Origin of the sequence: Corynebacterium stationis, assembly GCF_001941345.1 — a bacterium.
In the GTDB taxonomy this organism is placed as follows: domain Bacteria; phylum Actinomycetota; class Actinomycetes; order Mycobacteriales; family Mycobacteriaceae; genus Corynebacterium; species Corynebacterium stationis.
Window position 1 is genome coordinate 1,300,311 of sequence record NZ_CP009251.1, and the last position, 11,803, is coordinate 1,312,113.

At 53.2% G+C, this 11,803-nt stretch carries 11 protein-coding genes; 5 read left to right on the forward strand and 6 right to left on the reverse strand.

What is annotated here, in order from left to right:
* The first annotated feature begins 142 nt into the window (after positions 1 to 142).
* Together CSTAT_RS06080 and CSTAT_RS06085 are read left to right on the forward strand one after the other, a co-directional pair.
* Complete coding sequence (locus tag CSTAT_RS06080) at positions 143 to 2,257, forward strand: bifunctional metallophosphatase/5'-nucleotidase (protein ID WP_075722812.1); 2,115 nt, start codon at positions 143 to 145, stop codon at positions 2,255 to 2,257.
* Positions 2,258 to 2,345: 88 nt separating this feature from the next.
* A complete protein-coding gene (locus tag CSTAT_RS06085) occupies positions 2,346 to 2,930 on the forward strand; it encodes a DUF421 domain-containing protein (protein ID WP_075722813.1) in 585 nt (194 codons plus the stop codon).
* Between the two features lie 82 nt (positions 2,931 to 3,012).
* Here the strand turns inward: CSTAT_RS06085 and CSTAT_RS13450 are convergent, their stop codons facing one another.
* Together CSTAT_RS13450 and CSTAT_RS06095 are read right to left on the reverse strand one after the other, a co-directional pair.
* Positions 3,013 to 3,423: a hypothetical protein gene (locus tag CSTAT_RS13450; protein WP_156845098.1), complete on the reverse strand. Its 411-nt coding sequence runs from the start codon at positions 3,421 to 3,423 to the stop codon at positions 3,013 to 3,015.
* A gap of 255 nt (positions 3,424 to 3,678) precedes the next feature.
* Positions 3,679 to 4,530, reverse strand: a complete 852-nt coding sequence (locus tag CSTAT_RS06095; protein WP_075722815.1) for a peptidylprolyl isomerase — start codon at positions 4,528 to 4,530, stop codon at positions 3,679 to 3,681.
* A gap of 248 nt (positions 4,531 to 4,778) precedes the next feature.
* Here CSTAT_RS06095 and tpx point away from each other — a divergent pair, with 248 nt between their 5' ends.
* The 3 genes from tpx (at position 4,779) to hisS (ending at position 7,308) form a co-directional block, all read left to right on the forward strand.
* The gene (gene tpx, locus CSTAT_RS06100; protein WP_075722816.1) at positions 4,779 to 5,276 is read left to right on the forward strand and encodes a thiol peroxidase; all 498 of its coding nucleotides are present in this window, start codon (positions 4,779 to 4,781) and stop codon (positions 5,274 to 5,276) included.
* Between the two features lie 95 nt (positions 5,277 to 5,371).
* Entirely contained in the window at positions 5,372 to 6,019 is a 648-nt protein-coding gene (locus CSTAT_RS06105; protein ID WP_075723820.1) for an MBL fold metallo-hydrolase, read from the forward strand.
* 5 nt (positions 6,020 to 6,024) lie between these two features.
* Positions 6,025 to 7,308 carry a histidine--tRNA ligase gene (hisS, locus tag CSTAT_RS06110; protein WP_075722817.1) on the forward strand — a complete coding sequence of 428 codons (1,284 nt, stop codon included), beginning with the start codon at positions 6,025 to 6,027 and terminating at the stop codon, positions 7,306 to 7,308.
* Positions 7,309 to 7,421: 113 nt separating this feature from the next.
* On the opposite strand, the gene CSTAT_RS06115 is transcribed toward hisS, so the two are convergent.
* The 4 genes from CSTAT_RS06115 to CSTAT_RS06130 all read right to left on the reverse strand — a co-directional run bounded on the left by CSTAT_RS06115 (position 7,422) and on the right by CSTAT_RS06130 (position 11,777).
* A complete protein-coding gene (locus CSTAT_RS06115; RefSeq protein ID WP_075722818.1) occupies positions 7,422 to 8,834 on the reverse strand; it encodes an L-serine ammonia-lyase in 1,413 nt (470 codons plus the stop codon).
* Positions 8,835 to 9,064: 230 nt separating this feature from the next.
* On the reverse strand, positions 9,065 to 9,721 hold the full coding sequence (locus CSTAT_RS06120; RefSeq protein WP_075722819.1) for an FMN reductase: 657 nt from the start codon (positions 9,719 to 9,721) through the stop codon (positions 9,065 to 9,067).
* 75 nt (positions 9,722 to 9,796) lie between these two features.
* Complete coding sequence (locus CSTAT_RS06125; protein ID WP_075722820.1) at positions 9,797 to 10,918, reverse strand: LLM class flavin-dependent oxidoreductase; 1,122 nt, start codon at positions 10,916 to 10,918, stop codon at positions 9,797 to 9,799.
* 109 nt (positions 10,919 to 11,027) lie between these two features.
* Complete coding sequence (locus CSTAT_RS06130) at positions 11,028 to 11,777, reverse strand: hypothetical protein (RefSeq protein WP_075722821.1); 750 nt, start codon at positions 11,775 to 11,777, stop codon at positions 11,028 to 11,030.
* Positions 11,778 to 11,803: the final 26 nt, after the last annotated feature.

Here is an 11,803-nt window from a genome sequence, read left to right on the forward strand (position 1 = left end):
CGTGAAGTTAAAGCTGTGATGAATTATTTTCATCGGCTCGGTAAATGCGCAGGTGGTGCAGAAGTGTTGCGCTGCTTAGATAATTTAAAGGCGATATAAAGACTCTTGTAAGTAATTTCTCATTATTCTCACAGGAGAACCCGTGTCTAAGTTTCGCCGTTTTGGACGTCTGCTGGCTGCAACCACCGTATCCGCCACCATCGTAGTTGGCGCGCCCGTAGCCTTTGCTCAAGAAGATAATATTGTTGATTTCTCAGTCACCAATATCACTGACTTCCATGGCCACCTTTCTACGCAGGAAACTAACGCTCCTGATGCCAACTCAGAGATGGGTGCGGCCAAGCTCAAGGCACTGATTGAGTACGTTAATCAGGACCAGGAATACATCATGACTACCTCCGGCGATAACGTCGGCGGCAACGCATTTGTCTCGGCAATCGCTGATGATGAGCCAACCCTCGACGTACTCAACATACTCGGCGTTGACGTCTCTGCGGTAGGTAACCATGAATTCGACCGCGGCTATGACGATTTGCTCGGTCGTATTGTCGAAAAGTCCGACTACCCATTGCTGGGCGCGAACGTCACTTTAAACGGTGAACCGATGCTGGATGCTTCCTACGTTCAAGAAATCGACGGCGTTAAGGTTGGCTTCGTTGGTACCGTAACCACTTTGACCAAGAACAAGGTCGCACCATCCGCAGTTGAAGGTGTGGAGTTTTCCGACCCCGTCGAGGCTACGAATAAGGAAGCAGACCGACTGAAGGAATCCGGCGAAGCAGACGTTGTTGTAGCGCTCATGCACGAGGATGCGCAGCAGTACGCTGCTGGCTTTAACAACAACGTGGATATTCTCTTCGGGGGCGACTCTCACCAGCGCTCCCAGGGCATCATCGAACGTGATGGTGCGCAGCCACTGCACTGGGCGCAGGGCCATGAATACGGCAAGGTTCTCCAAGATGCCGATATTTCCTTTAACAAGGACACCGGCGAAATTGAGTCTGTCGAAATTACCCAGTACGACCGTTCGATGCCTGAGGTTGAAGCATTAGCCCCGGATGCAGAAGTTGCGGCCCGCGTAGCAGCCGCTGAGGCGCAAGCTGAAGAGCTTGGAGCTAAAGTTGTCGGCCAGATGGACCGCGCTACTTTCCGTGGTCAAGATGAGGGTGCAGGAGCGGGGAGCAACCGCGGTGTTGAATCTACGTTGAACTCGCTAATTGCTGATGCCAACCGCGCATCAGTTGCTAAGGCGACTGGCGTTGACGTGGATTTGGGCATTATGAATGCTGGTGGCGTACGTGCTGACCTTCCTAAAGGCGATGTCACTTACCAAGATGTGCTTACTGTGCAGCCTTTCGGCAACTCGATTGCATATGGCACTTTGACCGGCCAAGATATTTTGGATGCTTTGGAGGCTCAGTGGCAGTCCGGATCGTCTCGACCACGCTTGGCACTGGGTCTGTCTGCTGGATTTGAGTACGCCTACGACCCAACTGCAGAGCAAGGCCAGCGCGTTATCTCCGCGACCTTGGATGGCGAAGAAATTGACCCATCAGCGGAATACACTGTTGCAACTTCCACGTTCCTCTTCGATGGTGGCGACAACTTCGCATCTCTGGCCAATGTCCAAAACCTCACTGACGTGGGCTACATGGACTACTCAGTTCTCAATGACTACATCAAAGATGGCGCAGAGGTACAGGAAGGCCAGTCTGATATCGGTATCAGCACCGAAGGCACCCTGGCAGCTGGTGAAGAAGTTACTTTTAACCTCACCTCGCTTAACTACACTATGGAAGAAGATCCACAAGCCACCACAGCGACCGTCACCGTGGGCGACGTGCAAGAGACCGCCGATATCGACGCTCAGTGGAATACTGAAGAAGATGTGCAGAAGAATGAATTTGGCCGGGCAAGCGTAACGCTGACCCTGCCAGAAGACATCGAGGCAACCAACCTGGTTACCGTGACCACCGATGCTGGCACCAAGATTTCTGTGCCGCTGAGCGCCTTGGGCGCCGACGAGGGCGCGGACGACGGCTCCAAGCCTGGCAGCAGCGCACCTGGCACAGGTAAGGGCTCTTCCCAGGGTGCTTCGGCTGCTGTAGGAATCGCTGGAGTATTGGCAGCAATTGCGGGCATCGCCGCGTTCATCGGTTTGAATGGACAGTTTGACCAGTTCATCCCAGCTAACATGCAGCGCGCTCTTGGTGACCTGCGCCGTCAGCTCAACGAGGTTAGCCACATTAAATTCTAGCCTGACGTCTTAACTAGCGGGCGGTCTTTCTCGATGTGATGATAAACCGCCTGCTATGCATTACTGAGCCCCAAGTAGGGTAGAAGTTATGACTTGGATCGATGTGCTCGTAGAACACGCCCAGGACCAAATCTATATCGTTCCTTACCGCATTCCCATAGTTATTTTCTCTGCGGTGGCGATCTATTTTGTGTTCCTGCTGCTGATGAAGATTTTCGGATCACGTGTACTAGCGTCGATGTCGGCATCAGATGCTGTTGTGATCATCATGTTTGGAGCAGTTGCCGGTCGCGTCATTCTAGGCCACCCTCCAACACTTGCCACCGGCATCATCGGCCTAGCAACCTTGATGGCGATGCAGGCCCTTTTCGGGATTTTGAGAGCAAAGACGGGAATTGGACGCATCCTTGACCGTGAGCCCATCCTATTAATGTTCGACGGCGTTGTAGTCCGTAATGGTTTGCAAAAATCGCACTTTACCTATGGCGATGTGCGAACGTCGCTTCGTAATGCGGGCATCGGTGCCTTTGCAGAGGTCCAAGCGATGATCTTGGAACCTTCCGGTGAGGTTTCTATTATCCGTGCGGACGTAAATCTCGATCCGAAGATGTTAGAGGACGTACGTGGCGCGGAAGAGCTAATTGCGGCACCCAAGCAAGAACCTCGCGCTTGAATTTGAGTGACGACTTATTAAATAACAAAGGCTGCCGGGGAGGTATCCGCGGCAGCCTTTTTAAAGCAGTCAGAGTTGACTATTAGAGCTTAAATCCGAGGTGCTTGGAAGCGAATGCGAAGAGAGCGCCCAATGCACCGATGACTGCGCTGAATACAGAGATCCAAGCGCTGATGTTCTCCGGATCAATGTCGGAAGAACCGTTTTTTTCCTTAGGCTTTTCGTTGCCGTCACCGTTGCCTTCGCCGTTGCCGTCACCGTTGCCTTCGCCGTTGCCTTCGCCGTCGCCTTCGCCGTCGCCTTCGCCGTTGCCATTGTCTTCGGTCGAGTCTGCGTCGTTCTTCGAATCGGGAGAAGAGGAGCCGCCGAAGATGTCCGAGACGCTGGAGCCGCCGGTGTTGGTTTCTTCAGCGGTGGCAGTGGAGGTGCCTGCGAATGCTACTGCGACTGCGGTTGCGCCGGCAACAAGTGCCTTGCGGGAGAAAAGCTTCATAGTGAAATCCTTTGAAGAGCGATAGGTGTATAGACGCCATGATATTAACCCGATTTTCAGGGTTCTGCAACAAAACTCAAAGCTTTTTGCATAAATGTGTCATTGCACACACAGGGTGGCCTTAGCTGAAAGAGACTGCTGGTCATGTTGGGGTTTGTGTGACTATTGTGGTCAAATCTGGGGTCAAATCGAAGCTCCGCTGACGTTATGCCAGCGGAGCTTCCTTTATTTTCGTTGCGAATATTTCAGTTTTCTTTAAGCGACAGAGGCAGATTCGATACGAACCTCTTCGGCAGGGGCGCCGTCGGCAGCGCCGCCTTCGACCCCCTTTTCAGCGATGCCGTCGAGGGTTGCGAGTCCTTCTTCAGTCACGTTGCCGAAGTAAGTGTAGTTCGGAGCCAGAGTGGAGTCCGCGTAGTTGAGGAAGAACTGCGAACCATTGGTGTCAGCACCAGCGTTTGCCATGGCGATAGAACCACGTGGGTAGATGGTCTGAACATTGGTGTCGTCCATCTCATCGGTGGGGTACTCGTTGGCGAACTGGAAGCCAGGACCGCCTGAGCCAGAACCGGTTGGGTCACCACACTGCAAGACCGCAAGACCGCCAGTGGTCATGCGGTGGCAGATGGTGTCGTTGTAGTAGCCTTGGTCCACTAAATCGGTAATCGCGTTGACTGTACAAGGTGCCAGCGCGCGGTCGAGCTCCATAGGGATTTCACCCTGGTTGGTGGTGAAGTTAACGGTGACGGTGCCTTCGGTGGAAATATCGTCGCCATTGGGAACGGTGGCGTCGTTGGCAGCTTCGCCGCTTTCGTTGTACTCACACTGGACGGTTGGCTCGAGTGCGGTTTCGCGCTGGCCAGTCAGTGTGATTTCTGCCTGCTCTTCGGGAGTAGCGCCGTTTTCTTCAGCTTCTTCGGCAACGATGTCTTCCTCGCCGCCTTGGGTTGCGAAGTAGGTGATGCCTCCGCCGATAACCAAGATGGCCAGTACAGAGGCAATAACTACGCCAAACGGGCGTGCCTTTTCTTTACGGTCGCGAGCTTTAATTTCACGCTCGAGATGATTCAGGGCTTCTTCGCCGCGCTTTTTATTACTACTAGTCACCGAGTGGTCCTTATAGTGTTTGAACAGGTCCAATTGACGCAGCCGCACAACGAAAACAACCAGCGTTGTGCTGCACAGACATCCAGAGAAGTCATCTGCGTCAAGATTTATGCCCTGATTCTAGCGTGAAGCAAACCCAGGTGCTTTCAACACCCCGGCGCATCCTTTAGAGGTTTTACTAGTCCATTGGGGGTGAGAGGAAAAATAGTTCATGGCGAGGAAGTAAAAACGGAAGTATCGTCGTAGTCATGGCTAATGTAACTTTTCAATCCAATCCAGCACAGACCGCAGGCGAGCTTCCAGCAGTAGGCGAAGCTCTTCCAGACTTCACCGTTGTCGGCACGGACCTGTCCGACATCACCCCAGCAGACTACGCAGGCAAGCGCCTAGTTCTTTCCCTGTTCCCATCCATCGACACCGGTGTATGCCAGGCACAGGCCCGCAGCTTCAACGAGAAGGCAAACTCCCTGGACAACACCGTTGTGCTGTCCATCTCTAAGGACCTGCCTTTCGCACTGGACCGTTTCTGCGCAGCAGAGGGTCTGGAAAATGTTGTTGCAGGCTCAGCTTTCCGTTCTTCCTTCGGTGAGGACTTCGGCGCAACTTTGCAAGATTCACCACTCGCGGGCCTTTTGGCACGTGGTGTCATCGTTACCGATGCTGACCACAAGGTCGTCTACGCGAAGTTCGTAGACGAGGTCACTGACGAGCCAAACTACGGTGAGGCTTTGGCTGCTCTGCAGTAAAAATTTAACTTCCCATTCCGGCTATCTCGCATTCCGCGGGGTAGCCGGATTTTCTTATTATCGCCAATGCGCAGCAACGCGATATGGTAGTCATCATGCAAATTCTGGGTTTCGGTGCAGGTCCATACAAAACGAACACGTATATCGTTGAGCACAACAGTCGTGCGTTTGTCGTGGACCCAGGTATGCACACGATGGGTCGCATTATTGAATTGAGCAGTGAGCACGACTTTGCCATTGAAGCCATCGTGCTCACCCACGGGCATTTGGACCACACTCGTGAAGCTGGTGATTTAGCTAAGCGCTTTGATATCCCTGCGTATATTCACCCTGCTGATGAATTTATGCTCCACACCGGCGAGGGCGGGTCGCCGCAATCGCAGTTGCTTTTTGATGCCTCCTCGATGCTTCCGATTAAAGATATCCGTCATCTACATGATGGGCGGCAGCTGAAACTAATTGATCTGGAATTCGATGTCTATCACTGCCCGGGGCATTCACCAGGATCCACGGTGATTGTTGCAGAAGATTTCGCGTTAACCGGAGATGTGCTTTTCAAGGGCTCGATTGGTCGTTCTGACTTTGAAAACTCAGATGCAGAAGCCATGGATAATTCACTGCGGAAGCTGTTAAAAGTTCTCGATGACAAGTTGACTCTATTGCCTGGGCATGGCCCCACAACCACCATGCGTGCAGAAAGAAAGACCAATGGGTTTCTTCTACAACTAGGGGAGGTAATCTAGAACCCGTGAGTGATAAAAAGCAGTTTCAAGCCCTGCAGGCACCTAAGGGCGTGCCTGATTACGTTCCGCCGCAGTCCGCTACTTTTGACGCTGTGCGCACGACCCTCGTGGGACAAGCATATCTTGCGGGTTATTCGCATATTGAGCTGCCGGTGTTTGAAGACACCACGGTCTTTGCTCGCGGTGTCGGTGAGTCCACCGATGTGGTCTCCAAGGAGATGTACACCTTTGCAGATCGCGGTGAGCGCAACGTCACTTTGCGCCCTGAAGGCACCGCTGGTGTCATGCGTGCTGTTATCCAGCACAACTTAGACCGCGGTCAGCTGCCAGTAAAACTTGCTTATTATGGCCCATTCTTCCGCTATGAACGCCCACAGGCAGGCCGCTACCGCCAGCTACAGCAGGTTGGCGTAGAAGCCATTGGCGTCGATGACCCTGCTTTGGATGCCGAGGTCGTAGCTTTGGCAGACCGCGGTTACCGCGCATTAGGACTTACCGAATTCCGCCTCGAGATGACGTCTTTGGGTTGTGGCAACTGCCGTCCTGCTTACCGGGAGAAGCTGCAGGAATTCCTATTCAAACTAGACTTGGACGAGGAAACCCGTCACCGCGCGGAGATAAACCCACTGCGCGTTTTAGATGACAAGCGCCCAGATATCCAAGAAGCTACCGCCGATGCGCCGTTGATGCTCGATCACCTGTGTGAAGAGTGCAGCACGCACTTTGAAACCGTAAAGTCGATGCTCAACGACATGCAGGTGCCTTTTGAAATCAACCCGCGCATGGTGCGTGGATTGGATTACTACACCAAGACCACCTTCGAGTTCGTTCACGACGGACTCGGAGCACAGTCGGGCATCGGTGGCGGTGGCCGCTACGACGGTTTGATGGCGCAGCTGGGCGGCCAGGATCTCTCCGGTATTGGATTTGGTCTCGGCGTTGACCGCACCGTGCTTGCCTTGGAAGCAGAAGGCAAGACGATCCCAGGCGTGGAAGAACGCGCATCCGTATTCGGCGTTGCTTTGGGTGAAGAAGCCAAGAAAGAAATGGTTCTCATCATCAACAAGCTGCGCCAGGCCGGCATTAGCTCTGATATGTCTTATGGCGACCGGGGACTCAAGGGAGCGATGAAAGGCGCAGACCGTGCTGGCGCACGTTTTGCGTTGGTACTGGGCGATCAAGAACTCGCTAACGGCACCGTAGCCTTGAAGGATCTTGCAGCGCACGAGCAAGAAGATGTTGCTTTGGTCGATATCGTTGAGGTCTTGGCTAAGAAGCTACACGGCTAAGACAGCACAAAGGCGCCCTGCTGGTAAATATTTACCCTGCAGAGCGCCCTTTTTAATGCTGAGTGTTCACTTTAATGTCGAATGCTCTTAGTTATATGGAGTGCGTAGCGTGCTTAGCACTCCACCTGGGAGACAGATAGTCCCAGGGTCTTAGCCAAGCCACCGATCGAAGTCTCTTTGTACTTGGTGAGCATGTCTCGGCCGGTCTCGGCCATTGTCTGCACAGCATTATCGAGAGTGACGTAATGCGTGCCTTCACCCATGCGGGCAAGGCGTGCGGAGTTAATAGACTTTACTGCGCCAATCGCATTGCGCTCGATGCACGGAATCTGCACCAAGCCGCCGACCGGATCGCAGGTTAGACCGAGATTGTGCTCGAGTGCTATTTCTGCCGCATTTTCGATCTGCGCTGGGCTCGAGCCTAAAATCTCCGCCAATCCGGCAGCAGCCATTGACGATGCCGAGCCGACTTCTCCTTGGCAGCCGACCTCAGCGCCAGAGATAGAAGCATTCTGCTTGATGATCATGCCAATAGCGCCAGCGGTGAGCAGAAAACGCCGGGCTGTCTCACGAGTGAAATCGGGGAGGAAATCACGCGCATAGTGCAAGACCGCGGGAATGATTCCGCAGGCACCGTTAGTTGGAGCAGTGACCACGCGGCCACCGGCAGCATTTTGCTCGTTGACGGCTAGTGCATAGAGGTTAACCCACTCCATGGCAGAAAAGCCTGACGCAGTATCATCTTGGTGTTCAAGCAATTGACTATAAAGTTGCGGAGCACGACGATTAACCTGCAGACCGCCGGGTAAAGTCCCCTTGGTCGCAATGCCATCGGTAACGCACTCGCGCATGACATCCCACACCAGATCTAGGTGCGCGTTGACCTTTGCTAGCCCGCCATCTTCACGGTGAATAACTGCTTCATTAGCAGCGACAATTTCCCAGATCGTCATGTCGTACTCATCGCACAACTCGAGGAGCTGATCACCGGTGCTGAAATCATAGGGGATAGCGTTGTCATTATTTTGTGCAGCCGCCATACCCGCTGGAACTTCGTGGGTGGCTTGCAGCTGTGCATCAAGCTCTGCACGCGAGAGTACAAATCCGCCGCCCACGGAAAAGTACTCCATGTTGCTAGTGATTTCTGCACCGGTTTCATCCCAGGCGCTAAATATCAAACAGTTCGGGTGCTCAGGCACCGGCTTGTTGTTGAACGCAATGGAATACTCCACGCTGCCGGCGGGGCCTTCGACTGTGCCTTCAGACGGGATAAAACTGCCGGCAAGCGGCTTAGCGCCAATAGGTACGGTAAGTGGAGTCCATCCGGCAAGGCCTAAAATAACGGCGCGGTCGGTGGCGTGGCCTTTACCCGTGGCTGAGAGTGAGCCACGCAGCTCAGTATGTACTTTGGCAGGAGCATGCGGCAAAGATTCCATAAAGGTTTTCGCTGCACGCATGGGGCCAACGGTGTGGGAGGACGAAGGCCCCACGCCTACTGAAAAGATGTCAATGACGCTAATGGTCACGAAATGACTCCTTTCTAAAAAGGGGCTTGAAAAATTAGTATGGGGGAGAAAGAAGCGCGAATTAGAAAACGAAAAATGCGCGTATCTGTGTGTCATTCTAACGTCAATGACTTAAATTAATCCGACATTGGCCGAAGATAAAAATTCACAGGGCGTGCGGAGAAAATTCAGCAGAATTTTCTCCGCACGCCCTTAAAATATAAGCCGGTGAGCTGGGGGATTATTCGGTGTTACTTTAGCAAGTCCGACATCGGCACAAAATCATCAGTATCAATTCCCACACCAGATTTGCGTTTTCTACCCGAGTTGTGACTGAAGTCTTTAGACAGTCCTTCAACATGGTCAGGATTAGCAACAATGAAGTTGGCAAGCTCGCCGGCCGCGCGCGTGATGCGCTGATCAATACGCGCGCCCTCGGGCGTACCAAAGTCTTCCGTGGCCTGAAAGACCCCAGTCGGCATGACCATCGCGTGCAGGAAGGTCATCAAGGGACGTAGCGCGAAGTCTAAGACCATGCTGTGCCGCGCAGAACCAGCAGTTGCAGCGATGATAGTGGGCATGTCATTGATGCTTTCGACATCTAAGGAGTCGAAGAACATCTTAAACAGCCCTGAATAGCTACCTTGGAAAATTGGGGAGACCACAATGAGGCCGTCGGCTGCAGAAAGCGTCTTTTTTGCATCGTCAAGCAATGGAGTCTTGGCAGCCGTATTGACCAAAGCCGATGCTAATTCCTCGGCGTAGTCCCGGGCCTCAATGAAATGAACCTCAATGGACTCACCGCGGGAGGTAACGGCACTATCGACCGCAGCAGCAATCTTTTCGCCCAATTGGCGGGTGGATGACGGATTGGACAACCCGGCGGTGACAACGGCCAGAGAACGCATTATCTATTCATCTCTTTCTTTGTGCTCAAGCTATAAGTTTATCCATCCTACCTGCGCGAAGGCAGGTGGGGATTTTTAAGACTCTTCGGCAATCTTGCTCGGGGTGACCTGGAAGTGCGGGTTGGCACGGTTGGCCTTCAGTGAAGCGTGTGACGGCGGATCGGAAGGTACGTGCTCGGGGCGGCGCGCTTCCATGCGACGACGCAGCTCTGGCACGATCTGGGTGCCGAGGATTTCAATCTGGTTGAGGACAACCTCCAGCGGCAATCCGGCGTGATCCATTAAGAAGAGCTGGCGCTGGTAGTCGCCTACCCAGTCGGCAAACTGCATGGTGCGTTCAATAACCTGCTCTACGGTGCCCACGGTCAATGGGGTGAGCTCGGTAAATTCCTCCAGGCTGGGGCCATGGCCATATACCGGTGCGACATCGAAGTAAGGACGGAACTGCTTCTTAGCTGCTTCTTCCGTTTCACCGACGAAAATCTGGCCGCCAAGACCGACGATAGCCTGGTCAGCGCGACCGTGTCCATAAGCCTCGAAGCGGTTGCGGTACATGCCCACCATCTGCGCGACGTGTTCTTTATTCCAGAAAATATTGTTGTGGAAGTAGCCGTCGCCGTAGAAAGCTGCTTGCTCTGCAATCTGTGGGGAGCGGATGGAACCGTGCCACACAAAAGGTGGAACATCATCGAGCGGGAATGGGGTAGAGGTATAACCCTGCAGTGGGGTGCGGAACTTTCCTTCCCAGGAAATATTCTTCTCGCGCCAAAGACGTCGCAGCAGATGGTAATTTTCAATGGAAAGCGGGATACCTTCGCGGATGTCCTTGCCAAACCATGGGTAGACCGGTCCGGTATTACCGCGGCCCATCATCAAATCCACGCGGCCGCCGGAAAGGTGCTGCAAAAAGGCAAAGTCTTCAGCAATCTTGAGCGGATCATTGGTGGTAATCAAGGTAGTGGAAGTCGACAGAATCAGATTTTCTGTCTGCGCGGCGATATAGCCTAAGTGCGTGGTCGGCGAAGAAGGCACGAAAGGTGGGTTGTGGTGCTCGCCGGTGGCAAAGACATCTAGGCCGACTTCCTCTGCCTTGAGCGCAATTTCCGTCATGGAGTTGATGCGCTCATGCTCAGTTGGGGTCTTGCCGGTGGTGGGGTCCTCGGTGACGTCGCCGATGGTCATGATTCCGAATTGCATTGTCGTGCCCTCGCTAAGAATTCGAGAAAGTATTTAACTTCAATGTTTAAGTGTTTCCAGAAAGAAGAATAGCACATATGTGACATGTCAACAAGCGGGTGTTGGTGCTTCACCTTCCGTTTAAGGCCTCAATCAATACTGCGAGGTCAGAAGAGGTAATAATTCTCAATGGCCGCTCGTTGCGTTTGCCAGTCTCGGTGACGATGGCGGCGTAGGGAAGACGTCCGTTCTTATCTGGGTTGATGAGTGCATCGACAGCTTCTTGCGCCGTGATATCTCGCGACAAGAACACGGCATCATCGATCTTTTTGACCATTTCTAAAACGTCGCCGATGGTGCGGGCGTCAAGGACGTTATTGTCAGCGAGATCTTTTGCCACCCAGCGTGAGATGGTGTTGGTGGTTAATAGTTGGATGAACTTGTGGTCTTCGTAAATCGGTATCTGGGCGAAGCCTTGAAGACGAATCACGCGCAGTGCTTTGGATACTTCAGACGCGGGCGTTAGCGTCACCACTTCCGTGGATTCCAAGATGGATAAAGCGCGGGGTGGATCCATTAAAATTCCGCGCAGCATTTCAATATCTTCTATAACCGCAGGATGTGGCTCGGCTATAGGTTCGCCCTCGTGGTAACGGCCATGAGAAATGGCATTGCGCAGGTTTCCATAGTCTTTTAAGACTTCTCCTTGCTGGCGTGAGAGCAAGTGTTTATCCACTGCCCGGTCGACCATCCACCAAAAAGAGTCGGAACGTTTGGCATCTAAAGCGATGCGCAGATGAGTTTCGATGTCATTGAAAGCGGCGAGGAAAGGGATGGCGCGGCTTTGGTAGCTAGAGGCATCACTATTTGAGGACGTCATGCTTTTCTAGCGTACCGAGATTGCCC